General features: G+C 71.4%; 21 protein-coding genes. 17 read left to right on the top strand and 4 right to left on the bottom strand.

The features are described from left to right. The first annotated feature begins 260 nt into the window (after positions 1-260). Both ACIBM5_RS32825 and ACIBM5_RS32830 read left to right on the top strand, forming a co-directional pair. Entirely contained in the window at positions 261-482 is a 222-nt protein-coding gene (locus ACIBM5_RS32825) for a hypothetical protein (RefSeq protein WP_020555717.1), read from the top strand. Positions 483-565: 83 nt separating this feature from the next. Continuing rightward, complete coding sequence (locus ACIBM5_RS32830) at positions 566-1,771, top strand: cation:proton antiporter (RefSeq protein ID WP_396010248.1); 1,206 nt, start codon at positions 566-568, stop codon at positions 1,769-1,771. A 16-nt stretch (positions 1,772-1,787) separates the two neighbouring features. Here the strand turns inward: ACIBM5_RS32830 and ACIBM5_RS32835 are convergent, their stop codons facing one another. After that, on the bottom strand, positions 1,788-3,233 hold the full coding sequence (locus tag ACIBM5_RS32835) for a hypothetical protein (RefSeq protein ID WP_396010249.1): 1,446 nt from the start codon (positions 3,231-3,233) through the stop codon (positions 1,788-1,790). A 187-nt stretch (positions 3,234-3,420) separates the two neighbouring features. Between ACIBM5_RS32835 and ACIBM5_RS32840 the strand changes: the two genes are divergently transcribed. Next, complete coding sequence (locus ACIBM5_RS32840) at positions 3,421-5,838, top strand: ATP-binding cassette domain-containing protein (RefSeq protein WP_396010251.1); 2,418 nt, start codon at positions 3,421-3,423, stop codon at positions 5,836-5,838. A 119-nt stretch (positions 5,839-5,957) separates the two neighbouring features. On the opposite strand, the gene ACIBM5_RS32845 is transcribed toward ACIBM5_RS32840, so the two are convergent. Further along, positions 5,958-6,398: a MarR family winged helix-turn-helix transcriptional regulator gene (locus ACIBM5_RS32845; protein ID WP_396010252.1), complete on the bottom strand. Its 441-nt coding sequence runs from the start codon at positions 6,396-6,398 to the stop codon at positions 5,958-5,960. A gap of 50 nt (positions 6,399-6,448) precedes the next feature. Here ACIBM5_RS32845 and ACIBM5_RS32850 point away from each other — a divergent pair, with 50 nt between their 5' ends. The 5 genes from ACIBM5_RS32850 to ACIBM5_RS32870 all read left to right on the top strand — a co-directional run bounded on the left by ACIBM5_RS32850 (position 6,449) and on the right by ACIBM5_RS32870 (position 12,768). After that, on the top strand, positions 6,449-7,588 hold the full coding sequence (locus ACIBM5_RS32850) for a substrate-binding domain-containing protein (protein ID WP_396010253.1): 1,140 nt from the start codon (positions 6,449-6,451) through the stop codon (positions 7,586-7,588). Positions 7,589-7,642: 54 nt separating this feature from the next. Next, positions 7,643-9,133, top strand: a complete 1,491-nt coding sequence (locus ACIBM5_RS32855; RefSeq protein WP_396010254.1) for an APC family permease — start codon at positions 7,643-7,645, stop codon at positions 9,131-9,133. Then, positions 9,130-10,149, top strand: coding sequence for an acetamidase/formamidase family protein (locus tag ACIBM5_RS32860; protein WP_396010255.1), 1,020 nt, complete (start codon positions 9,130-9,132; stop codon positions 10,147-10,149). Before ACIBM5_RS32855 ends, ACIBM5_RS32860 begins: the two co-directional genes overlap by 4 nt. A gap of 346 nt (positions 10,150-10,495) precedes the next feature. Next, complete coding sequence (locus ACIBM5_RS32865; protein ID WP_396010256.1) at positions 10,496-11,497, top strand: MsnO8 family LLM class oxidoreductase; 1,002 nt, start codon at positions 10,496-10,498, stop codon at positions 11,495-11,497. 278 nt (positions 11,498-11,775) lie between these two features. Further along, positions 11,776-12,768, top strand: a complete 993-nt coding sequence (locus ACIBM5_RS32870; RefSeq protein WP_396010257.1) for a hypothetical protein — start codon at positions 11,776-11,778, stop codon at positions 12,766-12,768. 94 nt (positions 12,769-12,862) lie between these two features. Here the strand turns inward: ACIBM5_RS32870 and ACIBM5_RS32875 are convergent, their stop codons facing one another. Further along, positions 12,863-14,833: a PQQ-binding-like beta-propeller repeat protein gene (locus tag ACIBM5_RS32875; RefSeq protein ID WP_396010258.1), complete on the bottom strand. Its 1,971-nt coding sequence runs from the start codon at positions 14,831-14,833 to the stop codon at positions 12,863-12,865. Then, positions 14,830-15,135 carry a hypothetical protein gene (locus ACIBM5_RS32880; protein WP_396010259.1) on the bottom strand — a complete coding sequence of 102 codons (306 nt, stop codon included), beginning with the start codon at positions 15,133-15,135 and terminating at the stop codon, positions 14,830-14,832. Before ACIBM5_RS32880 ends, ACIBM5_RS32875 begins: the two co-directional genes overlap by 4 nt. 341 nt (positions 15,136-15,476) lie before the next feature. Between ACIBM5_RS32880 and ACIBM5_RS32885 the strand changes: the two genes are divergently transcribed. The 9 genes from ACIBM5_RS32885 (at position 15,477) to ACIBM5_RS32925 (ending at position 25,379) form a co-directional block, all read left to right on the top strand. After that, positions 15,477-16,388: a hypothetical protein gene (locus ACIBM5_RS32885; RefSeq protein WP_396010260.1), complete on the top strand. Its 912-nt coding sequence runs from the start codon at positions 15,477-15,479 to the stop codon at positions 16,386-16,388. A gap of 213 nt (positions 16,389-16,601) precedes the next feature. Then, complete coding sequence (locus ACIBM5_RS32890) at positions 16,602-17,240, top strand: flavin reductase family protein (protein ID WP_396010261.1); 639 nt, start codon at positions 16,602-16,604, stop codon at positions 17,238-17,240. 410 nt (positions 17,241-17,650) lie between these two features. Next, a complete protein-coding gene (locus ACIBM5_RS32895; protein WP_396010262.1) occupies positions 17,651-18,643 on the top strand; it encodes a LuxR C-terminal-related transcriptional regulator in 993 nt (330 codons plus the stop codon). Between the two features lie 660 nt (positions 18,644-19,303). Beyond that, entirely contained in the window at positions 19,304-20,164 is an 861-nt protein-coding gene (locus tag ACIBM5_RS32900; protein WP_396010263.1) for a 3-hydroxyacyl-CoA dehydrogenase family protein, read from the top strand. After that, positions 20,164-20,835, top strand: a complete 672-nt coding sequence (locus ACIBM5_RS32905; RefSeq protein ID WP_396010264.1) for an O-methyltransferase — start codon at positions 20,164-20,166, stop codon at positions 20,833-20,835. Before ACIBM5_RS32900 ends, ACIBM5_RS32905 begins: the two co-directional genes overlap by 1 nt. Positions 20,836-20,851: 16 nt before the next feature. Continuing rightward, a complete protein-coding gene (locus ACIBM5_RS32910; protein WP_391585893.1) occupies positions 20,852-21,130 on the top strand; it encodes an acyl carrier protein in 279 nt (92 codons plus the stop codon). After that, positions 21,114-22,223, top strand: a complete 1,110-nt coding sequence (locus ACIBM5_RS32915) for an acyl-CoA dehydrogenase family protein (protein WP_396010265.1) — start codon at positions 21,114-21,116, stop codon at positions 22,221-22,223. The genes ACIBM5_RS32910 and ACIBM5_RS32915 overlap by 17 nt, the downstream gene beginning before the upstream one ends. 25 nt (positions 22,224-22,248) lie before the next feature. After that, positions 22,249-23,340, top strand: a complete 1,092-nt coding sequence (locus ACIBM5_RS32920; RefSeq protein ID WP_396010266.1) for an HAD-IIIC family phosphatase — start codon at positions 22,249-22,251, stop codon at positions 23,338-23,340. Between the two features lie 164 nt (positions 23,341-23,504). Next, positions 23,505-25,379, top strand: coding sequence for a BTAD domain-containing putative transcriptional regulator (locus ACIBM5_RS32925; protein ID WP_396010267.1), 1,875 nt, complete (start codon positions 23,505-23,507; stop codon positions 25,377-25,379). Positions 25,380-25,462: the final 83 nt, after the last annotated feature.

Consider the following 25,462-nt stretch of genomic DNA (forward strand, 5'->3'; position numbering starts at 1 on the left):
GACGTCACCTTGCGGATACCCGCACCGACGCCGCCCCACCTCCGGCCACGCCGATCATGCCGTCGCAGGCATCTGCGAGCACCTGTGCACGCGCGTTCGCCGCGTCGTCCGGCGGCCTGATCATTCGACGAAATCCACCCATGACGCCTTCGATCAATCGGGCAAATCCGGGTGGAAGCCGCATCGATACGCCAGGAAGAAGGCCGACCACCCCCTGGTTGCACCTAATCTGAAGGCCCTCGTTCGAACAGGAGAAACCCATGGGCGGCCAGGTCCCGATCAGCGAAACCCCCCTCCCGGGCATCGGTACGCAGTACACGCTCTCCACCGTCGCCGGCCGCGCCATCTCCGTGGTCGCCGGCCGGGACGGGGTGCGTCGGATCGCCTTCTACAACGTCGACGACCCGGATGCCTGCGGGCCCGGCGTGCGACTGACCCGCGCCGAGGCCGTGGCGCTCGCCGAACTGCTCGCCGAGGACTGACCCCGCCCGCTCGCGGACCCCCTCACCCGCGTTCGAGCCGCAGACCGTCCTGCCCCTGCGAACACCGCGAGTACAGCCCCACCATGCACCCGGCAACACTGCTCATCGAACTCGGCGCCATCATCCTGGGCCTGTCCATCCTCGGTCGGGTCGCCACCCGAATGGGGATGTCACCCATCCCCTTCTACCTCCTCGGCGGCCTCGCCTTCGGGCACGGCGGCGTGCTCGACCTCTCGCAGAGCGACGACTTCATCGAGATCGGCGCCGAGATCGGCGTGGTCCTGCTCCTGCTGCTGCTCGGCCTGGAGTACACGGCCGGCGAACTGGTCACCAACCTGCGCGCCGCCGCACCCGCCGGGGCGATCGACGCGCTGCTCAACGCGGTCCCCGGCTTCCTGGCCGGCCTGCTGCTCGGCTGGGGGCCCACCGCCGCGCTCGCCCTGGCCGGCGTCACCTGGATCTCGTCGTCCGGGGTGATCGCGAAGGTGCTCGGCGACCTGGGCCACCTGGGCAACCGGGAGACCCCGGTCGTGCTGTCCGTCCTGGTCATCGAAGACCTCGCGATGGCGCTCTACCTGCCCATTCTCACCGCGCTGTTGGCCGGCGTCGGGTTGCTCGGCGGCTCGCTCACCGTGGCCATCGCGCTGGGCACGATCAGCATCGTGCTCTTCCTCGCGCTTCGGCACGGCGGCCGGATCTCCAAGGCACTCTCCAGCGAGGAGCCGGAGTTCCTGCTCCTCGGCGTGCTCGGCCTGACGCTGCTCGTCGCCGGCGTCGCGGACAAGCTCCAGGTCTCCGCGGCCGTCGGCGCCTTCCTGGTCGGCATCGCGATCTCCGGCGACGTGGCCGAACACGCGCAGACCCTGCTGGCGCCGCTGCGCGACCTGTTCGCCGCGGTCTTCTTCGTGTTCTTCGGCCTGTCCACCGACCCGGGCGCGCTGCCGGGCGTGCTGCTGCCCGCCGCGGCGCTGGCCCTGGTCACCGCGCTGACCAAGATCGCCACCGGCTACTGGGCCGCCGCCCGGGCCGGCATCGCCAAACCCGGCCGCTACCGGGCCGGCGGCGCACTCGTCGCACGCGGCGAGTTCTCCATCGTGATCGCCGGCCTGGCCGCCACATCGGGCGTCGAACCCCGGATGGGGCCGTTCGCCGCCGCCTACGTGCTCATCCTCGTGGTCGCCGGTCCCTTCACTGCGCGCTACGCCGAACCGGTGCTGCGCCGGTTGTTCGGCCCCAAGCCGGTGCCCGCCCCGATCGAGGAGGACGACGACGACCTGAGGCCGCTGTAGCCCGCGGCCCGGCCGATCATGCCGAGAGGGCGTCGCCGGCCACGTGTACCGATCGGCCGACCCAGGTGTCGGTGCGCATGGACGCCAGTACGTCCGGGTGCGTCGAGGTCGCCACCGACCGTACGCCTCCGGTGCCCTCCACGACCGCGATCGCGATCGCCGGTTCGCCCTGCTCGAACGCCACCGTGCAGCCCACCACCTCGGCCGGCCCCGTGTAGTCCGGGTCCACCGGGCGGCTCGGCAACTCCGCGCGTACCTCGATCGCGCGGAAACCGTCGGCGGGCGGACGATCCGACCACAACGCGCCGGCCTGCTTGGTGACCATCCCGGACACGCTCGTCACCAGCCCGTCGCCGCCCGCGCGCACCCGTCGGGCCACCTCGACCGTCGCCTGCAACGCGTAGTTGTTCAGCGGTCCGCCGGCGAACGCCATCCCGCCCGTCGCGGTCAGCTCCCGGCCGGGGCGCCCGCTCAGGCCCAGCTCGTGCCGCTGGATCCGGACCGCCGCCGGAAAGCAGCTGTACAGGTCCAGGTGCGTCGTGTCGGACAGCCCGGCGCCCAGTGCCGCGCCGACCGCGGCGAACCCCGGGGAGCGGCCCGGATCGGGCCGGGCCACCAGCGGCACCATCGTGTTCGCCTCGGCCGCCGCCGTCGGGAACACCCACCGGTCGCGGGCCTCCCCGAACCGGCGCGCGGCCTCGGTCGAGCACAGCAGCAACGCGGCGGCCTGGTCGACGTTCATCTGCGAGCAGTGCCACTTCGAGTACGGGCTCGCCAGCCACGCGTTGCGCCCGTCGGGTGCCAGCAGCTCGTCCGCGGACACCGCGCGGCCCCGGATCGAGTGCCCGGCGTCGGCGGCGACCGTCGAGAAATCCGCCCACAGCGCGGCGATCTCCCGGGCATCGTCCGCCGGCGGCCGGCCCCGCGCGGCGCCGATCGCCGACTCCATCACCGCGTACTGCCGCGCGGGCACGGCCAGATGCCGATCGATCTCGACCCGGGCCAGGATGTCCGCGCCGGGCGCCCACACCGTGTCCGGGACCCCCTCCGCGACCGGATCCGCGAGTTCGAGCCCGGCGATCCGCGCGCGCAGTCGCCGATGTGCCGCCTCGCCGCCCACGACGAGCACCGCCTCGGCCCGCCCGGCGGCGATCTCGGCGCAGGCCCGGGTGATCAACGACTGTTGCAGGACCCCCAGTTCGGCCAGCGTGCTGTGCGCGTCCACGATCTTGAACCGGTCCGCCAACCAGCGCCCGGGATCGCCGTGCCGCCAGGTCCCGCGCGGTACGAGCACGTGCCCTACCGCCCGCAACAGCGCGCCCGACCCCGCGGCGGCCTCCTCGACCGCCTGCGCCATCAGCTCCAACTCGCCGACTCCGGCCCCGGCCTCGGTCAGGCGCTGCCGCGCCACCCCGGCCCCGACCAACACCGGCGTCCGCGGATCGACCGCCTCCAGCCCCATCGCCGCCCCCTTGCCACAGCCCAGCCGCCCCGGACCACCCGGCGCGCGCCGACGTTAGCCGCGGATCCCGACGATCACCAGTGCGTTCGTCGCCCGTCGTGGTGCCGGCCGCGGTTGTGGATCACTCTTCGGCGGGCATAGGACAACCTTCGGCCGGTGGTTCGAGGAGCGGTGTGCGAGGAGCGATGTGATGACCGAGCACGATCCGTATGTGCGGGTGCGCGGTGCGCGGGAGCACAACCTGCGGGACGTGGACGTGGACATTCCGCGCGACACGTTCGTGGTGTTCACGGGGGTGTCCGGATCGGGCAAGTCCTCGCTGGCGTTCGGCACGGTGTACGCGGAGGCGCAGCGGCGCTACTTCGAGTCGATCGCGCCCTATGCCCGGCGGTTGATCCAGCAGGTCGGCGCGCCGCACGTGGACGAGATCAGCGGGTTGCCGCCGGCCATCGCGCTGCGTCAGCAGCGGTCCGCGCCGACCTCGCGCTCGACGGTGGGCACCCTGACGACACTGTCCAATTCGCTGCGGATGCTCTTCTCCCGGGCCGGCGACTACCCGCCCGGCGCGGAGCGGGTGGATTCGGACGCGTTCTCGCCGAACACCGCGGCCGGGGCCTGCCCGAACTGTCACGGCTTGGGCCTGGTGCACGAGGTGAGCGAGGAGTCGCTGGTTCCGGATCCGGGCAAATCGATCCGGGACGGGGCGATCGCCGCGTGGCCCGGTGCCTGGTACGGGAAGAACCTGCGGGACATCCTGGCCACGCTCGGCTACGACGTGGACCGGCCGTGGCGCGAGCTGCCCAGGGCGGAGCGGGAGTGGATCCTGTTCACCGACGATCAGCCGGTGGTCACCGTGCACCCGGTGCGCGACGCGAGCCGGATCCAGCGCGACTACCAGGGCACGTACAGCAGCGCGCGGCGGATCGTGCTGAAGACGTTCGCGAGTTCGAAGAGCGCGACACAGCGCAAACGGGTCGAGCGCTTCCTGGACAGCGGACCGTGCCCGGTGTGCCACGGTCGGCGGCTGCGGCCCGCATCGCTGGCGGTGACCTTCGCGGGATACGACATCGCCGCGCTGGTCGCCCTGCCGCTGGCGGAGGCGGCGAAGGTACTGGCCGGGGCCGGGGCCGACGGCGAGCCGGCCGCGACGATCTGCGCCGACCTGGTGGCGCGGATCGCGGTGCTGGTCGAGTTGGGCCTGGGCTACTTGAGCATGGACCGGGAGACGCCGACGTTGTCGTCGGGCGAACTGCAGCGGTTGCGGCTGGCCACCCAGTTGCGGTCGGGGCTGTTCGGGGTGGTGTACGTGCTGGACGAGCCGTCCGCCGGGCTGCACTCGGCGGACACCGAGGCGCTGCTCGTGGTGCTCGACCGGCTGCGCGCGGCGGGCAATTCGCTGTTCGTGGTGGAGCACCGGATGGCGGTGGCGCGCCGGGCGGGCTGGCTGGTGGACGTGGGTCCCGGCGCGGGGGAGGGCGGCGGCCGGATCCTGTACAGCGGCCCGCCGGACGGGCTGCGTGAGGTGGCCGACTCGGCGACCCGCCGATTCCTGTTCCCGACCGATCCGCGGCCGGCGCGGGAACCGCGGTCGCCGAGCGGGTGGCTGACGCTGACCGGGGTGAGCCTGCACAACCTGCGCGACCTGGACGTGCGCCTGCCGCTGGGCGTGTTCACGGTGGTCACCGGCGTCTCCGGGGCGGGCAAGTCCAGTCTGATCGGCGGGGTGTTGGCGGACGTGACGGCGGAGCACCTGGGCAGCGGGGCGCAGGAGGACGAGGAAGGGCGGCAGGAGTCCGGGGAGATTCGCGCGGTCGAGGGCCTGGAGGTGATCGACCGCATGGTGCGGGTGGACCAGAAGCCGATCGGGCGCACGCCGCGCTCGAACCTGGCCACCTACACCGGCCTGTTCGACACGGTCCGCAAACTGTTCGCCGACACCGACGCGGCGCGCGAGCGCGGGTGGACCGCGAGCCGGTTCTCCTTCAACGTGGACGGCGGCCGGTGCGAGACGTGTTCGGGCGAGGGCTTCGTCGCGGTCGAGCTGCTGTTCCTGCCGGGGACGTATGCGCCGTGTCCGACCTGCCACGGTGCGCGCTACAACCCGCGGACGCTGGAGGTCGCCTACCGCGGACTGAGTGTGGCGGACGTGCTCGGGCTGACCGTGGACGCCGCCGCCGACTTCCTCGCCGAGGTGCCCGCCGCCGCGCGCAGCCTGACCACGCTGCGCGAGGTGGGCCTGGGCTATCTGCGGCTGGGCCAACCGGCGACCGAGCTCTCCGGCGGCGAGGCGCAGCGGATCAAGTTGGCGAGCGAACTGCAACGGGCCCGGCGCGGGCACACGCTGTACCTGTTGGACGAGCCGACGGCCGGGCTGCACCCGGCGGATGTCGAGTTGTTGATGCGCCAGTTGCACGGACTGGTCGCCGCGGGCAGCACGGTGGTGGTGGTCGAACACGACCTGGACGTAATCGCCGGCGCGGACTGGATGATCGACATGGGTCCCGGCGGCGGGGCGAACGGCGGCCGGATCGTGGCGAGCGGGGTGCCGGCGGACGTGGCGGCGAAGGGCGCGGGGGTGACCGCGCGATTCCTGGCGGCGCCCTGACGGGCCGGGGCGCGGCCGGGCCGGTCCGGCGGGGTCGGCCGCCCGGGCGGGGGTCGGGTCGCGGCCCCGGTGCGGGCGGGCGCCGGGGCGTTGCGCGGTGCGTGCGTGCCCCGGCCCGGTCAGGCCGCGTCCGGCCCGGCCAGGTAGGCCAGGATGGCGGCCGGATCCTCGCTCGCGCACGCGGCCCGCACGGCCGACTCGTGCGCCTCGGCCAGCGCGTTCAGCCGGGTGAGGCGATCGTGGCCGCGCCGGGACAGATGCGCCGTGATCCGGCGGCGGTCCGTGCCGGACTGGCGTCGGTAGATCCAGCCGTTGTCCACCAGCGCGTCCACGAGCCGGGTCAGGCTGGCATGCGGAATCAGCAGGCTCTGGGCCAGATCGCCCATCGACCGGCCCTCGCCGTCGCCCAGGGCGCGCAGCACGAGCCACTGGTCGAAGGTGCAGTTCTCCTCGGCCAACGTGTGGGTCAGCGTGCGGGTGAGGCGGCGCTGCGCGAGGGTGAGCATCTCGACCAGGAGCGGCTGCCCGACGGCCCGCTCCGCGAGTTCGCCGGCGGACATGCCCATCACCCCTTCACCAGACCGTTCTCGGGAGCATACTTACTCGCCTGATGAGCGTCGAGACAGTCTTGATCGAGCCGCTCGACGCACTGCATTCCGACCGGAACCCGCACGTGCTTCGAGTGGGGCTCGTGGTGCCCCAGTCCGGTGCGCTGGGCATCATCGGGCCCTCCGCGGTGGATGCGGCGCTGCTCGCGGCGCACGAGATCAACACGGCCTGCGGGGTGCGCGACCGCCCGCTGGAACTGGTCCTGGTGGACGCCGGCGGGCCGCCCGACCAGGTCGCGGCGCAGGTCGAACTGCTCGGCGACGCCGGAGCGGTGGACGTGTTGGTCGGCTTCCACACCAGCGATGTGCATCGGGCGATCGAGTCGGTGGTGAGCGGGCGGACCCCGTACATCTTCACCCCGCCGCACGAGGGCGGCGGCCGACTGCCCGGGGTGGTGTGCACGGGGGTCGACCCGATGCGTCAGTTGCGCGAGTCGATCGGGTGGCTCACCGAGCACCATCGGCTGCGCCGGTGGGCGCTGATCGGCAACGACTACATCTGGCCGCAGGCCATCCACGCCGCCGCCACGCGGTTGATCGCGGACGCGCGCAGCAGTGTGGTGTACGAGCGGCGGGTGGGCTTCGGTGCGGTGCGGGCGGGGCTGGACGAGTTGTTCGCCGGGCTGCGGGCCACCCGGGCCGATGCGCTGCTGCTCAGCCTGATCGGCCGCGACCTGGTCGACTTCAACCGGGCGCTGCGGCATGCCGGGCTGGATCGCATCCTGGTGCGACTGTCCGGCTCGCTGGAGGAGAACGGACTGTTGGCGTACGGCGGGGACGACACCGGCGCGATGTACGCGGTGATGCAGTCGTTCGCGTCGCAGACCGACGATCGCCGGCTGGGCCTGGCCGAGCGGCACCGGTCGTTGTTCGGGCCGCAGGCGCCGGTGCTGGATGCCTACGCCGAGGGCCTGTACGACGGGCTGCACCTGGTCGCGGCGTTGGCCGCGCGCGGCGCGCTCGCGCCGAGCGGGTTGGCGGCGGAGGTACATCGCCTGTTGGACGGGGACCCGGAGGCCGCGCCCGGGGCCTGGGCCCGCTCGCCGCTGGGGCCACCGCGCCGGCAGGTGTACCTGGCTCGGGCGGAGGGGCTGGATTTCGCCGTGCTGCCGCGACGAGAAAGTACTTCCATTTGGAAATAACTGGTTCTAAGGTCTCTTCGAGACCCCTCGGGGTCGTCCCGAGGAGAGACCAACATGAGCGAAGTCCCCGCGCCCGAAATCACCGGAAGACCCGGGTCGACCGCTGGACCCGGCTCCACCGACAGTCCCGGCCCGACCGACGGCCCGGGCTCGACCGGCAGCCCCGCGTCGATCGAGAAGTACGGCTACAAGCAAGAACTCCGCCGCTCCCTGAGCTTTCGTGACCTGCTCGTCTACGGCCTGGTCTTCATGGTCCCGATCGCGCCGTTCGGCATCTTCGGCGGCGTGTTCCAGGGCTCGGGCGGCATGGTGGCGCTCGCCTACGTCATCGGCATGGTCGCGATGATGTTCACCGCGCTGTCCTACGCCCAGATGTCCCAGGCGTTCCCGATGGCCGGATCGGTGTACTCCTACGCCGGCCGCGGCATCGCCGCCCCGGTGGGCTTCCTGGCCGGCTGGATGATCCTGCTCGACTACATCCTGGTCCCCGGCCTGCTCTACCTGATCGCCGCCGTCGCGATGAACTCGCTCGTCACCTCGATCCCGGTGTGGATGTGGGTGGTCGGGTTCGTGCTGCTGAACACGGCGGTCAACTACCTCGGCGTGGAGATGACCGCCAAGGTCAACAAGATCATGCTGATCGGCGAACTGATCATCCTGATCGTGTTCATCGTGATCGGCGTGGTCGCGCTGATCGACGGCAAGGGCCGCGGCTTCGACTTCACCCCGATCTACAACAGCGACACCTTCTCCTGGAGCCTGGTCTTCGGCGCCGTCTCGATCGCGGCGCTGAGCTTCCTCGGCTTCGACGGCATCTCCATGCTGTCCGAGGAGAACAAGGACTCGGCCAAGGCCATCGGCAGGTCGATGGTCGCCGCGCTGCTCCTGGCCGGGACGCTGTTCATCGTGCAGACGTGGGTGGCCTCGCTGCTGGTGTCCGACCCCAAGGCGCTGATCGACAACGGCGACCCGGACGGCACCGCGTTCTACGACGCGGCCCGGGTCGCGGCGGGCGGCTGGCTGGCCAAGCTCACCGCCGTGGCCACCGCGATCGCGTGGGGCTTCGCCAACTCGCTGGTGGCCCAGGCCGCGACCTCGCGCCTGCTGTACGCGATGGCCCGAGACCGGCAACTGCCGTCCTTCCTGGCCAAGGTGCACCCCAAGCACCGGGTCCCGGTCAACGCCACGCTGCTCACCGCGGCGGTCTCGCTCGCCCTGGGCCTGTACACCAGCACCCGCGACGACGGCATCACCACGCTGAGCAGCCTGGTCAACATCGGCGCACTCACCACCTTCCTGGTGCTGCACGTGTCGGTGGTCGTGCACTATCTCGTCCGGCACAGGAGCCGGGACTACTGGCGACACCTGATCGCACCCTCGCTCGGCTTCGCGATCCTGGCCTACGTCGTCTACAACGCCGACGGCGACGCGAAACGACTGGGCACGATCTGGTTCGCGATCGGCGTCGCCCTCCTCGCCGGCCTGGTCCTGGCGGGCCGCCGGCCCAAAATCTCCGCCATCGACCACGTCGAGGAACCGGTATGACCCTGCTCGAAGTCGTCTCCCTGAGGCCGACCTACCACCAGTACGCCTACACCTTCGGCGGGCGCCGGCCGCTCGTGACGGTCCGGCCCGGCACCATCGTCGAGTTGTCCACCGAGGACTGCTTCGGCGGGAGCGTCAGGGGCATCGACGACCTGCCCAGCGCGGTGTGCACCTTCCCCTACCTCAATCCGGTCACCGGACCGATCGCGGTCGAGGGCGCCGAACCCGGCGACACCCTCGCGGTGCACTTCGTGGACATCACGCCCGCCCGCGACTGGGGCATTTCCGGCACCTTCCCGCACTTCGGCGCGCTGACCGCGACGCCGACCACGGCGATGCTGCACGCCCCGCTGGAGGAAAGGGTGTGGGTGTACGACCTGGACGTCGCGGCCGGCGTCTGCCGCTTCCGGGCCCGGAAGAGCGACTTCACGGTGGAACTGCCGCTGGACCCGATGCACGGCACCGTCGGGGTCGCGCCGGCGGGCGGCGAGACGCTGATGTCGATCACCCCGGGGGCGCACGGCGGCAACATGGACACGCCCGAGATGCGCGCCGGTACCACCGCGTACTTCGGCGTCAACGTCGCGGGCGGCATGCTCTCGATCGGTGACGGCCACGCCCGACAGGGCGAGGGGGAGGTGTGCGGGACCGCGGTCGAGGCGGCCATGCGCACGGTGATCGTGGTCGACCTGATCAAGGGCGGCGCGCCCGCGTCGCCGCGCCTGGAGAACGACGAATACCTGCTCACCACCGGTTCGGCCCGCCCGCTGGAGGACGCCTTCCGGATCAGCCAGCGCGACCTGGTGGACTGGACGGCGGACCTGCTCGACCTGGAACTGCTCGACGCCTACCAATTGGTCAGCCAGGCCGGCCTGGCCCCGGCCGCCAACGTGTGCGACACCAACTACACGATGGTCGGCAAGCTGCCCAAGGCGGTGCTCGGCCGACACCGCGCCTACGAGGGGCGGCACGACCACCTGCGGGCGGTGGCCGCGGCCTATCTGGCCGAGCGCTGAGACCGCGGCACCGGTCGGGACCGCCGCGTTGCGAAGTCCCGTCCCGGTGCCACGACTCCGGGACCGGAGGGGCCACCGGTTCCCGGTGCCCGGCGGCGGCCGATCGGCCGCCGCCGGGCGGGATGGGGGACATCCCCGGGGGAGGAGCGGACGCGTCCGCCGACGCGGATCCCCTCACGGGAGCCCGGGGATGTTCCTGCATGTGTGCCGGCGGCCGCACGTGTGCCGACGGCCGGCACCTCTCGTCCCGAGGTGCCGGCCGGGTGACCCGACGGGGTGGGAATTACCGGCTCGGGTGGGTGTTGGCACTCGTGTGAATGTGTTGCCGCCGGGTGTCCGGTTCTCCGTGCTCGACAGGTCGCTCACCCTGGAGGGGGAGCACCCCTCCTCGGCGCTGCGCCATGCCGTGGCGTTCGCGCGCGACGTGGAGCGCCTGGGATACCACCGCTTCTGGGTCGCCGAGCATCACAGCGTGCCGGGCGTGGCCGGGTCGGCACCCACCGTGCTGGCCGCCGCGGTGGCGGCGGTCACCGAGCGGATCCGGGTCGGGACCGGCGGGGTGATGCTGCCCAACCACCAACCGCTGGTGGTGGCCGAACAGTTCGGCGTCCTGGAGTCGCTGTACCCGGGACGGATCGACCTGGGCGTGGGTCGGTCGGTGGGCTTCACCGACGGGATCCGGGCCGCGTTGGGCCGGGGCAAGGACGCGGCCGAGGACTTCCCGGACCGCCTGGCCGAACTGCTCGGCTACTTCCTGGGCACCCAGGACGCGCACCCCGGAGTGCACGCCCGACCGGCCGAGGGGCTGCGCCCCGCCCCCTTCGTGCTCGCCACCGGTGCCGGCGCCGACCACGCGGCGCTCGCCGGGGTGCCGCTCGTGGTCGCCGCGGCGATCGGCGAGGAGCGCATGCTGAGCGCGATCGAGCGCTACCGGACCGCCTTTCGCCCGTCCGCGTGGTCGGCGCGGCCCTACGTCGTGGTGGCCGGCACGGTCGCCGTCGCGGACACCGCGGAGGCGGCCCACGACCTGCTGCTGCCCGAGGCATGGGCCGCCGCCTACTCGCGCACCCGGGGCACCTTCCCGCCGCTGATCCCGGCCGAACGGATCCGTGCGACCGCGATGAGTCCGCGCGAGCGGGAACATCTGGAGGCCGCGCTCCGCGACCAGATCCACGGCACCGCCGAGAGCGTGGCCGGTGAACTGGCCGGCCTGTTCGCCCGCACCGACGCGGACGAGTTCCTGGTCACCACGAGCGCCTACGACCGGGCCGGCCGCCTGGACTCGGCCCGACGCCTGGCCGAACTCGCGGGCATCGCCCCTCGGATCGCGGCCGGCGCCGCGCGTTGAGCCCGAGGGCGCGGTCACGATCGAGGGCCGGCCGCCCGGTGTCGGTCCGCTCCGCCGGCGGCGCAGCAGCCGCGTCTCGGGCCCGGCGCCGGGCCGATCGCACCGCGGGTGTGCCCGCGAGGCAGCCGCGCCGGTCCGATGCCCGGCGCACGCCGAGGTGCGGCATCGGGCGCCGCCGCCGGATTCACCGGGGGAGTCGGACAGCCCGCGTGGCAGCGTGCGCGCGTTGCTAACGTGGTGCGGCCCGAGCCGGTCGTTCTGCGGGGAGGTTCCGACCGATGGCCCATGCCGGCCAGCACGCACACACGCTTCCACACCCATACGCACCCGGGCACACACCCGCCCACGCGGCCGTCGAGACGCCCGCGCAGATCGAGCGGCGCTGGATCGCCAACGTGGCCTCCGTGGTCGTGCCCGGTGTACTCGCGCACCGGATGTTGCGCCCGGCGCACCGGATCGGCAAGCCGGACGGGCTGATGGGCAACCTCAACCGGGTGCGCGCATGGCTCGGTCTGACGATCGTGCTGGCCGTGTTCCTGCGCGGGCTGTACCAGGAGCGCACGCACACCTCCGGCGAGGCGGCCGGCACCACCACCAAGGTGCAGGGCGCGCAGGTGATCTCCGAATTCGCGTCGGCGATGGTGCGTCGGCTCGTGTTGCTGCCGCTGTACGGCATCGTCGGCATCCTGCTGATGGGCTTCGTGCTGGTGCTCTGCGCCCGGCCGCACCTGCGCTCGCTGACCATGCGGCAGTTGATCCATCCGATCCGCTCGGTCGGGCTGTTCCTGGTCGTCCCGGTGTCGGGCATCGCGCTGGCCGTGGTCTGCCGCAAGGGCGCCGGCCTCGGCGCCGACACCAACACGCTGCGCACGGACGGGACCACGGTGCAACTGGTGTTGTCGTGGGTGTCCATGGTCGCCGGGATCTGGGTCTTCGGGTTCGCCCTGGTGGCCATCTGGCAGGTGGCGCAACATCTGTTCTCGGCGGCGGACGGGCACCCGATCCTGCCCGCGCTGATGGCGATGTGGTTGGCCTGGACGTTCGCGCTCACCGACCTGCTGGTCAAGACCGACAACCCGCTGTTCGCGGGCTCCGACATCGTGCCGGACAACATCAAGGCCGTGGTCGGCGTGGGCGGTTCGGTGATCATCACCGGGCTCGGCGTCTGGGAGATCCGCCGACTCGGCCGCTGGAACGGCATCACCTGGCGCAGCGGCCCGTGGGGGTCGCGGTCCCCGCAGACCCCGGGCGCGGTCCGGGGACCGAACTGAGGCCCGGCGCGGACACCGGTTCACCGGGTGTCCGCGCCCGGACCGGACCCGGCCCGACGGACGCTCACCACACATCGGGCGGGCGCGACCGGCTTCAGACCCCGCGTCGTGCGCCGACGATCAGGCGGTAGCCGAGGCCGGCGGTGCTTTCGTCGACCAGGAACAGTCGGCCGTCGTGCTCGAAGGGCGTGGGCATCGCCTCGGCGAGGGAGACGCCCAGCCGCAGCGGATACTCGTCGAGGACCCGGATGTGGCCGGTCTCCGGATCGAAGCGGACCAGGCGCGGCGGCTTGCTGCCCCGGGCGTTGACCCACACCCGTAGACCGCCGTCCGGGTCCACCGAGATCGGCGCGGCCTTGCTGTCCACGCTCAGGCGCAGCATCCTGACGGCGGCGGGCAGCGCGGAGATCCAGCGCACCCGGCCGCTCTCCCGGTCGACCGCGATGATCTGGTTGGCCCCGGGCGTATTCGAGGCGTGCACGGACTGCCCGTTGTTGCCGGGCACGTAGATCGTGCGTCGGTCGGCGAGAATGCGCGGCACGGTGTCGTGCGTGCTCCTGTGTGCGTCGTCGCGCGCGTCGCCGACCAGCGGACCGCCGACCTCGATCGAGTAGGCGGGTTCGCCGCGGTCGGACAGCACGACCAGCCGGGCCGGGCCGCCCGGTGTGTTCGGCTCGTCGACGATCACCGGGGAGGTGGACACCACCGGCGACCCGTCCTTGGGCACCGTGCCGTCCCTGGGCAGTTTGTGCACCCAGGCCGGCTTGCCGGTGAGCGGGTCCACGGCCCAGACGGCGTCGGTGGTCCCGCACAGTCCGTTGGCGACGAGCGCCGGCCCGCCGCGGAAGCCGGTGACGTGGCAGCCCGCCGCGAAGGTGCGGTCCGCGACCCACAGTCGGGCACCGTCCCTGATCCGGAACGCGGTGTCGCCGCTGACCGCGACGCCGCGCGAGACGGCCAGGCGCTCGCGGGCCGGGGGTCCGTCGGCGGTGCGCGGCTTGCTCCACACCTCGGTGCCGGAGGTGATGTCGATGCCCGCGATCCGGTCGCAGGCGGTACCGACGCCGTAGACGACGACGGCGATCGGCCCGTCGGTCTCGGCGCCCGCGGCGCACATCGCGGCGCCGTTCGGGAGCGGCTTCTCCCATACGGTGGCCCCGCCGGCCACCCGGTACGCGACCACGCGGGCACGTTCCGAGCGGACCACGGTGTCGCCCTGGAACCAGGTGCCCTCCAGCGTGCGCGTGTCGGCGACCGCGATCGGCGGGGGCTTGGGGCCGTCCCGGCCCTCCTTCAACGACCAGGCGACCGCGACGCGTTCGCCGGTGTTGTCGTAGTCGTCGGGGTGGACGGCCTGGCGCACCGCGCCCACGCTCGCGATCGCGAGTACCACCAGGGCCAGGATCGTGCTGCGGAGCAGGATCGGGCGATCGCGCGCGGGCCGGATCCGGCCCGGGGCGAGCGGCGGGCCGAAGACGAAGTGGTGCGCCGAGGGCGCGGGTTGCAGCGGCATCGGGGCCGGAGCCGGCGGGAGCGGTGAGCCGGGACCGGCCGGGCCGGCGTACCCGGGCGGGTGCGGCTGCGGGTGGGGCGCGGGCTGCGGATGCGGGTCGTGCAGCGGCAGGTTGGGGTTGGCGACGAACCCGCCGCCGGAGGAATTCGGGAACGGCGCGGAACGGGGCTGCGGTCGGGCAACCGGCTGCGCCTGCGGTCGCGGCCCGGCCTGGGTCGGGATGTGCGGCGGGGACTGCTGCCGTGCCGGGTCCGGCGCGGGCGGTTGGGGATGCGACCGGGTGGGGTCCGGGGGCGGCGCGAACGCGGGCGGCGTCTGCGCCCGGGCCGGCGGCACGAACGGCGGAGGGGCCCCGGCCGATGACGGCGGTGCGAACGGCGGAGGGGTTGCGGCCGACGGCGGTGGTGCGAATGTCGGTGGTGTCGCGGCCGACGGCGGGGGCGCGAAGGTCGGCGGCGTGGACTGTCCTGCCCGGGCCCGCCGTTGCTCGTCCCACGGGTCCTGCGGGCTCGGTGTGCCGTCCGGGTCGTGCGGGTGTTGTGGGGTGCTCACGCGCCGCCTCCCGGGGTGCCGGGTGTCACCGGGGCACCCAGGCCGACGTCGTGCGGACCGGGCAGGTCCTTCTTGAGATCGCTCCGGTCCACGGGGCCCACCGACTGGCCGACGTTGTGCAACCACAACACCAGGAACACGATCGCGGCGGCCGACGCGGCGGTGATCAGCACGCCGACCACGATCACCAGGCCCTTGCGCGGCGCGGCCGGGCCGCTCGCCGGGCGTGGCTCGGCCGGCCCGCCCCATGGTTGGGGCACCGGCCCCGGGCCCCGACCCTGTGGTGGCAATGAGTGCGTCATGACGATCGCGCCCCCCGTGTTCCTGTCCCGAATCCGCCCCGTGCGCGACCGCCGTCCGGCACCCCCGACGCAACGCCGCGTCGATCACCGTACCGACCCCGGCCGGCTCCCGCCGACAATCACCCCCCGCCCGAGCCCGCACCCGCGCCGCCACGAGGGGAGACCCCGGCCGGTCGTGGGCGGCGAACCCTCCCCGCCGGGCCGGGAGTTCGCTCCGAGGCCGGCGCAGGGTCGAGGTCCGGCTCCCGGCGCGGGCGGGACCACCTTGTGGGCGGTTTGTCGCGGTGGGGCAGGATGGCGATGCGTCGATCGACGTCGTTTTCGTAGCGGGGAAGTGGATCGTGTCGTTTCAGCAGCCGGCAGGAGGCGAGCAGCCGCCGCCGCCCGGTGGCGGGCCCTATGGACCGCCGCCGGGATCGTATGGGGCTCAGCCCCCTGGCCAGTCGTACGGTGGGCCCTACGGGCCGCCGCCCGGCGCCCACCAACCGGGCGCCCACCCCTACGCCGCGCCGCCGCCGCCCGGGCAGCCGATGTACGGGCCGCCCGGATACGGCATTCCGCAGCCGCCGCCGCGCCGCGGGCCCAAGGTCGGCCTGATCGTGGGGGCCGTGGTCGCCGTGCTGGCGGTGGGTACCGTCGCCGTGCTGGGGGCGACCGGGGCGTTCTCCTCCGACGACAAGGACTCGGTGGCCGAGCCCACGTCGTCGGCTTCGGCCTCGGTGACCGGTCGGCCCACCTCGGCGCCGCCCGCGCCGCCCGAGCCGCCGGTTCGGCCCACGGGCACGCCGTCGACGGCCAAGCGCACCGTGGACACCCCCGCGCGGGCGGGCGGTCTCGACCGGATGGGCGACGACGCCTATCCGCTCCAGACCACCATCCGGCGGCAGGCGGTGGCCGGTTCGAAGGTGGCCGCCTACGGCCCGGCCGGGGCGGCCACGCCGACGGCGCTGGTCATGGTGATGGCCAACCCGTCGCCGCTGTTGTCGCCGACGACGGTGATGGATCAGATCATCGAGGGGATGCAGGACGGGGCGCAGGAGAAGTCGGCGGACGTGGGCAACGTTCGCGAGATGAGCCCCGGTGCGCTCGGCGGTGTGCTGCGCTGCACCAGCATCCAATCGGGCGGCAAGGCGCTGCCCACGTGCGTGTGGGCCGACTCGGACACCGTGGGAGTCGTCTACGCGATCAACGAGACGTCGCTGGACGCCGCGTCGACGTTGACCCTGCGGGTACGTCCCGATCTGGAGAAGTGAGCGGCGGGCGTCTGGTACGCACCCGGCGGGTCGGCTCGTTCATCGAGCCGGCCCGTTCGCATTCCCGCGTCACAGGGTCGTTCGCCCTCGGGCGATACCGGGATTCGTTGCGAGGCGGCCGGTGAACGGCTCGGCCGACGGGTGACGGCTTCGGCGGGCCGATGACTGCGCCGGGGAGCCAAATTCCGCCGGAGGTCTTGGTGACTCGTCCCAATGCGGCGCTCGGAGTGCTCATTATGCTTCGAGGAGTTGCTACCGGAGGAGTCGATCATGGTTGCCCCGTTCGACACGAAGGATTTCCGGCGCACCCTCGGATACCTGCCGACCGGGGTAACGGTAATCACCACGACCGACCCGTTCGGTCGGCCCGTCGGTATGGCCTGCAATTCGTTCATGTCGGTGTCGTTGAATCCGCCGCTGGTCATGTTGTGCGTCGGAAACGCGTCGGCGACGCTGGTCGATCTTCGGCAGAGCGGCGGATTCTGCGCCAATATCCTCGGCAGCGGCCAGGGACAGTTGTGCCGGCAGTTCTCGGTCAAGGACATCGATCGGTTCGCCGGTGTCCGGTGGACCCGGTCGGCGGCCGGTCCGGAATTGTGTGATGCGATCGCCTGGATGTCGTGTTCGATCGACGTCGAGCATGTCGCCGGAGACCACGTCATCCTCATCGCCGAGGTGACCGCACTGCGGGTGAACCAGGACGAGCCCGAGCCACTGGTATTTCACCGCGGCGTGTTCGGGTCGTTCCGGGAGAACGCCGAACCGTTCGCGGCGGGGGCATCGCCGCGGCCGGGAGCCGGCGGGGCCGGGGCCGCCCGGGCCGCGTCGGCCGCACCGAGCACAGCCGGCTAGGCGGTTTCGTCGCCCGGGCCGCGCTCGACGAGTGCTCGTGCCGGGGCCGCCGTACCTGCCCGAGAACCGGTCCATCGACCCGGGCGCCGTGCCGTGCCGGAGGCATCCGCCGGTCGTGACTTCGGCGCCGGCGCGGACGAGCGGCGGATCGGCCGCCGTCGGGGCTGGCATCGGCACGCCGTGCGCGCCATGCTTGCGCACACCTCTCGCGCCGCCGTGACGCACCGGCGAGGCGGAAAAGGCGAAAACAGGCCGGCGGGAACGATTTTTCCTCTCGCATATCGCTCACTGCGGCGGAGAATGGCCCATTAGGGATCAATTTTTCTATACCGGCGTATCGGTGGAAACATTCGACACCGCTCGGGTATCCTGCCCCGAGGTAAATGGAAGGAATGCATAGTTCACTGGGAGTGCCATTGTTTCCCGAACCGGTTGCCGGAATTTTCGAAGTTTATGAATGGAGTCTGGGCAGAGAAGGCTTCGCGGCCGACGACGTGGCACACGAATTCGGCTTCGAGAATCCCGGCCGGGGTGAGGAGATCATCACCGAACTCCTGGAACTCCGGCTCATTCAGGCGTCCCGTCAGCGGGACGCCTGGTTCGTTCCGGCGGACCCGAGTATCGCCTCCTCGCAACTGCTGACGCGCAGCGAGCGCGAGCTGCTCGGTTGGAAAATGGCGACGGGCCAGCTCCGGAACGAGCTCGCCCGGCTTTCGCTGCTGTTTCGGTCGAGCAAGTTCGGCGGTCGGAACGCCAACTCGTTCGACGTCGTGAAGGAGCCCGAGACGGTCAGATTACTTCTCTCCGAGGCGGCGGCGAACAGCTCGCACGAGGTCGTCTGTATGCAACCCCGCGGCGGGTGGCCGGTCGACGAGTCGGCCGAGGTACAGGATCGGGATTTCCGACTGCTCGGCCGGGGCGTGCGGATGCGGGTCCTGTACCAGCACGCCGCACGGTTCGACATACCGATCCGCGAGTATGCCGGGAAGCTGGTCGACGCCGGCGCCGAGATACGGACGGCGGGAGCGCTTTTCGGAAAGATATACATCTTCGACCGCACTGCGGCATATATCCTCGCGAACGGCGAGGACGGCGGTGCCGTGGTCGTGCAGGAGCGCTCGCTCATCGAATTTCTCTACTCGTGTTTCGACCATGTCTGGGCGACGGCGAAGGATTTCGACAGTCGGCGGGCCGAAACCGAGGTCATCAGCAGTGACATGAAGAAGGAGATCGTCAGGATGTTGATCTCCGGAGCCAAGGACGAAGCCATCGCCCGGCGTCTGGGTGTATCGGTGCGCACCTGTCGTAAACACATCGGCCAGGTCATGCAAATGTTCGGCGCGACGAGCCGATTCCAGTTCGGCTACCTCGTGAAGGAGGCGAACCTGGTGGAGGACGTGTAGCGGCAACCGGTTCCGCTCGCCCCGGCCGGCCGCGGCCGCGCATCCCCTCGACTCGTCCGTCGGCTCGCGCCCCGCCGGGGGGCGTTCGCCGTGTCGTGTTCTCACGCGCTGGTCAAGAGCAGGTCGCGTGAGTTTCATCAAGTGGAAGTGCAGCTTGATGAGCGGGTCGGGGGGTGGAGTCCGCAGCGGTTCTGTCACACACTGTAGGGAGTCGCAACCGCGCGACGGCGGGGATGTCCGCCGAACACCAAGGGGGCCGCGTCGATCCGTTCATCCCTCGCGTCACCGGTCGATCCGAGCGTTTCATGCCGGGTTTCGGGGCCCACGGCGGCGAGGTGAGTTGCGCGTAGAGCAACCTGTACGAATTCATTCCGGGTTATTTTCCTCGGACTCGGGGTGTTGCAGAAGTCTGCACCGAGGACGGCCTTGCAGTCGGCGTCGCAAAGATGCGACTCGGTCGACCCGACGATTCATTCTTTCCGTGTTCGCCCGCATCGGCCGAACGCTGCCTTGATGTGCACGATTCCTGTCGAAAACATTTCCGCACGCAAACTTTCCGCACAAATCTGGGGTGGTTATGAGCGGGTCCGTCTTTCGTGACATCGTTCGGGGGCCGAGAAAGCCCTGTACCGTTTCGGGACGGCAGGGTGTGGTCGGCCGATGACCGAAAACGGGGGCGCACCGCGGCTTGCGGTGTTCGGCGCGGGAGTAATGGGGATCGGTATCGCGACCCTCGCCGTCGGGCGAGGAGTCCCGGTCGTGCTGGTGGACGTGGACCCGGCACGGCTGAGCACGGCACGCGAGCGGTTGCGGGGCGAGCTTCGGCTCGCGCACATGATGGGTGCGCTCCCACGGGGCGGCCCGATCGGCGAACTGGAACTCGCCGACTCCGCGGTGGCGGCCTCGGGTGCGACCTGGGTGATCGAGGCGATCACCGAGGTCGCCGAGCTGAAGGCCAAGGTGCACCGGGAGATCGCCTCCGTGGTCGCGCCGGGGACGCTGCGGATCACCAACACGTCGTCGATCCCGGTGGACGAGCTCGCGGGGGAGATTCCGGCACCCGAGTCTCTGGTGGGCGTGCACTTCATGAACCCGCCCTACCTGATCGGGACGCTCGAGGTGATTCGGGGGCCGCGCAGCGGTGAGCCGGCGATGTCGGCCGTGCGGGACCTGCTGTCCACCCTGGGACGCAAGGGGATCGAGGTCGCGGACGGGGCCGGCTTCGTCACCAGCCGGCTGCTGCACCGCATGATCAACGACGCGGCGAACGTCGTCGAGGAGGGCCGGGCCACCGTCGAGGACGTCGACGCCCTGATGGAAGGTTGCCTCGGGCACCCGACGGGACCGCTGCGGACCGCCGATCTGATCGGCATCGACAACCTCGTCGACTCCCTGGCGGTACTGTACGAGCGCACCGGGGACGAGGGTTGCCGCCCGAGCGAACTGCTCCTGCGCAAGGTCGCCGAAGGCAACCACGGTCGCAAGACCGGGCGTGGCTTCTACGAGTACGGCGCCCGCTGATGGCCGGCCAGGTGGAGATCAGCGAGCGCCTGCTCGACTATGTGCGGTCGGTATCCCTGCGCGACGACGAGATCCTGCGCGACCTGGTCGCCGAGACCGCCTCCATGCCGGCCCTGAACGCCATGGTGACCATGCCCGAGGAGGGGCAACTGCTCGCCATGCTGGTCGGGTTGACCGGTGCCGACCGGGTGCTGGAGATCGGCACCTTCACCGGCTACAGCACGTTGTGCATGGCCCGGGCGCTGCCGCCCGGCGGGCGGATCGTCACGTGCGACATCAACGAGCGCTGGACCAGGGTGGCCCGACGGTACTGGGAACGCGCGGGGGTGTCCGACCGGATCGAGCTGCGGCTCGGGGACGGCGCGGAGACCATGGAGACCTTGCTGGCCGAACACGGGCCGGAGACCTTCGACCTGGTCTTCATCGATGCCGACAAGACCGGATACGCGCGTTACTACGAAGAGGCGTTGACCCACCTGCGGCCCGGCGGCCTGATCGTGCTCGACAACACGCTCTACTTCGGCCGGGTCGCGGACCCCGAGGCGGACGATCCCGACACGGTGGCCATCCGTGCGCTGAACGCCGCACTCCTGGCCGACAGCAGGGTGGAACTGTCCATGCTCGTCATGGCGGACGGGATCACGTTGGTACGCAAGAACAAGGTGCGATGAGGAAGGGGCTTTTCCCATGACGGACGCGACAACGGATCTGACGGTCGCCGACATCGAGCAGCGAATCGGCGAGTTTCTCGAGGCGAAGACCAGGGCGACCTGGGAGCCGGAGGTGGACCTGTTCGCCTCGGGCGCGGTCTCCTCGCTCTTCGCGATGGAACTGGTGGTGTACGTGGAGGGCACGTTCGGCGTCGCCGTGGAGGGCGCCGACCTCGCCATGGACAACTTCCGCACCGTGCGAGCGATGAGTTCGCTGGTGACCCGGCTGCGCACCGGCGGTGACGGTGGTGCTTGACGCCCTGACCGCGTTGGTGACCGACACGGTCGCCGACGCGGCGAGCGAGTGGGACGTGGCGGGCGAGATCCCGATCGACGTCCTCCGGGGACTCGGCGCCAAGGGAGTGCTGTGCGCCGAGGCGAACCCGAAGTTCGGCGGGCTCGGCCTGTCCGGCACCGACAACGGGGAACTCACCGCCCACACCGGCACGTTGTGCAGCTCGCTGCGCAGCGTGATGACCTCCCAGGGGATGGCCGCGTGGACCATCCAGCGGTTCGGTGACCAGGCACAGCGAACGCGGTACATCGGCCGGCTCACCGGTGGGGAACTGGCCGCCGTCGCGTTCAGCGAGCCCGGTGCCGGCAGCGATCTCGCCGGGATGGCCACCGAGATCCGACGCGACGGCGACGACATCGTCGTGCACGGCACCAAGACGTGGATCACGGTCGCCGCCTACGCGGACTGGATCGTCGTGTTCGGGCGCCACGGGTCCGGCGGCGCCATCGCCGTGGTACCGACGTCGGCACCCGGTGTCCGGGTGACCCGGGTGGCCGACCCGCTCGGCTGCCGCGCCGGCGGGCACGCCCGCGTGGAGCTCGACCAGGTACGGCTGCCCGCGGAGAACCTGCTCGCGGTGGCCGGCCAGCCGATGCTCATGCTGACCACCATCGCGCTGACCTACGGCCGCTTGTCGGTGGCCTGGGGCTGCGTCGGCATGTTGCGCGCATGCCTGACGGCGGTTGCCCGACACGCCGCGAACCGCGAACAGTTCGGCAAACCCCTGCTCGGGCACCAGCTCGTCGCCCGGCACCTGGCCGAGCTCTATGCCGCGGAACGAACGGCGACGTTCGCCTGCGAGCAGGCGAGCCGCAGTTGGGACGGCGGTTCGCCGGAACAGGTGCCGGCGTCGGTCCTGGCCAAGCACGTCGCGGCCGGGAACGCCGCCCGCGGCGCCGCCTCGGCGATGCAGGTGCTCGCCTCCGCGGGGGCGGCGGGCGGCCATGTGGTGGAGCGGGCGTACCGGGACGCGAAGTTGATGGAAATCATCGAAGGCAGCAACGAGATCTGCCAGCTGATACTCGCCGAGCACGCCGCCTCCGCGGCGGGCTAGGCGGTCGCAGGAAACGGGGGCGGAGATGTCCGAAACACAACCGATCGTGAAGTGCCTGGTCTGGGACCTCGACAACACACTCTGGAACGGCACGCTGGTCGAGGACGGCCACGTAGAGGTCGACGAAGCCGTCCGCAAGGTGGTCGTGGAACTCGACGCACGTGGCGTACTGCAGGCCGTGTCCAGTCGCAACGACCATGACGAGGCCTGGGCGCGACTCGAAGTGCTGGGCCTGGCCGAGTACTTCGTCCTGCCGCACATCGGCTGGGGTCCGAAGTCCGAGTCGGTGCGCAGGATCGCCGAGCAGCTGAACTTCTCGCTCAAGACCATCGCGTTCATCGACGACCTGCCGACCGAACGCGCCGAGGTCGAGTACCACCTGCCGGAAGTCCGGTGCTACCCGGCCGAGCAGGCCGGCATGTTGCTCGATCTGGCCGAGTTCAGCCCGCCGGTGGTCACCGTCGACGCACGTCGTCGTCGGCAGATGTACCAGGCCGGGTTCGAGCGGGACACGGAGCGGGAGAAGTACCAGGGCGCCGACGAGGAATTCCTGCGCTCGCTCGACCTGGTGATGCGGATCGGGAAGGCCCGGGACGAGGAGATCACCCGGGTCGAGGAACTGACCCTGCGGACAAGCCAGATGAACGCGACCGGCGTGCACTACTCGGACGCCGCGTTGCGCTCGTTCCTGTCCGACGAGCACCACGACGTGTTGGTGGTCTCGATGACCGACCGCTTCGGCCCGCACGGCGCGGTCGGGGTCATGCTGATCGAGAAGACCACGCAGGCATGGCACATCAAGCTGCTGGCGACGTCCTGTCGGGTCGTCTCGTTCGGCGCGGGCGCGGTGCTGTTGCGTTGGCTCACCGACGCCGCGGCGCGGGCCGGGGTGCACCTGGTCGCCGACTTCCGACGCACCGAACGCAACCGAATGATGGAAGTGGCATACCGGTTCGCGGGGTTCGGCACCGCCGAATGCGCCTGCCTGGCCTCGTTCTCGCCACCCGAGGGAACCGAGTGCCTGCACCTGGTGCCGGTCCGGCAGGACCCGCCGACGACCATGCGCGTGATCGCACCCGAACCGCACGCCGCCGGCCGCGAAGCGGAATGGCTGTAGGCGGGTCCTCATCGCCGGCTCGAACTCGGCTCGGTCGAACGCGGCTTCGTTGAACGTTGCCCGGTGGACTCGGCTTCGTTGAACGCTGCTCGGTTGAACGCTGAACAGGAACGATCTACACGGGGGCTCTCTTGCGGTTCTTGGTGCTCGGCCCGTTAAAACTGATGGACGACGAGAAACCGATCGCGATCGGCGGCGACCGGCGCCGCGCGACGCTCGGCCTGCTGCTGCTCAACGCCAACCGCGAGGTGGCGACCAGCAAGCTCCTCGAAGGACTGTGGGGCACCGAGGAGACGCCGCCGACGGCACGCAAGATCCTGCAGAACGCGGTGCGCGGCCTGCGCGTGATGTTCGCCGAGCACGCGCGGGGAGACGCCCGCCCGCCGGCGCTGCTGACCTGCTCGCACGGATACCAGTTGCAGGTCGACCCGGAACACGTCGACATGTTCCGCTTCCACCGCCAGGCGCAGGCCGGCCGTGCCCAACTGGCCGCCGGCCGGCCCGCCGCGGCGGCGGACACCCTGCGGGAGGTGCTCGCGCTGTGGCGCGGGCGGGCGCTGGCCGACCTGGTGGAGACCGGGCACTCCTGGGCGGAGCTGACGGCGCTGCAGAACGCCCGGCTGGACGTGATGGAGGACTACTACGAGGCCGAGTTGGCCAATGGACACCACCAGGCCGTCCTGGGCGAGCTGGAGGCGATGGTCGAGGCCGAGCCGCTGCGCGAGCGGGCGTGTCACCAGCTGATGCTCGCGCTGTACCGCAGTGGTAGACAGGCCGATTCGCTGGCGGTCTACCGCCTGGTGCGACTGCGACTGGCCGAGGAATTCGGCCTGGAACCCGGCCGGGAACTACGGCTGTTGCAACACGCGATCCTGGTGCACGACCCGTCCATCGCGGCCCCCGCGGCGCCGGCGCGACCGGTGGTGCCCTCCCGCCTCGGTCCGGAGCCGGAGCCGGAGCAGCGGGAGCGGCCGGTTCGCCGGATGGTCCAGTGGGTCGCCCCGCCGAACGCCGACGATCGCAGCACGGTCAGCGCCGTGCTGATCCGCGCCGACTTCGGAGCCGGCCGCCGGCTCACCGACGTCGGCGCGGCCCTGGAACGCACCGCGACCACCGTGCGCGAGGAGGTGGAGCGGCTCGGCGGCGTGGTTGCCGGGTCGACCGGCTCCGTCGCGCTGGCCGTGTTCCGACCCACCTCGCCGCAGGAGGGCGGCGGGGAACAGATCGCCGAACGAGCCGTCCACGCCGCGATGTCGCTGCGCCGGCGGATCTGCTTCGACGTGCCGGACGGCGAGCGGCCCGTGCTGCGGGTGGCGGTGTCGACGGGCGAGATCCCGAGCCGTCCCGGTGCGGTGTTCCTGGAGCCGCTGCCGGTCAACGGCGCACTGCTCGCCGACTGCGAGTCCCTGCTCCGCTTCGCCGAGGACAGCGAGATCGTGGTCTGCGGCCGGACCAGGGCACTGACCGGGTCGACGATCCGGTACGGCCGGGAGGGCGGACTTCGGCCGCGGTGGACCGTCGAGGGGCGCTGTCGCGACACCTTCGCCCCGCCGGAGTTCTTCGACCGCGAGCCCGAACTGGACGTGCTGAGCAGCCTGCTGGAGCGGGTCCGCCGCCGTGCCCGGCCGCACCTGGTCCTGGTCCTGGGCGCCCCCGGGATCGGCAAGTCCCGGTTGCTCACGGCGTTCGAGAGTCGCGCCGAGGACGCGGCGACGGTGCGGCTGAACTCCGGCGTGCCGGTGACCACACCGCACGTGGCGAAGCTTGCCGAGCACCGCCCGCTCGTGGTGTTCGTCGACGACCTGCATCTGGCCGACAACGCGGCGCTGCGGACCATCGAAGAGTTGCTGGAACTGCCGGAACCGATGCCACTTTTGGTGGTCGCCGCGGCTCGGCCGGAGTTGTTCCGCAGGCGCCCGGGATGGGGCGACGGTCAGCGGCACGCCAGTTGGATGACCCTGGAGCCGGTGACGCTCGACCCGCCCGTCGAAGCACCGCGGGAACACGACCTGCCGAGGCTCTGCCATGCCGCCGGCTGAGCACGGACCGGTTTCCTTGGTCCGGGAAGCCAGATTCGCGGGTCCGTATGGGTTTCCGGGACCCGGTTGCCCACCAGCCCCGC

This window comes from Embleya sp. NPDC050493 (assembly GCF_044458105.1).
Lineage (GTDB): Bacteria > Actinomycetota > Actinomycetes > Streptomycetales > Streptomycetaceae > Embleya.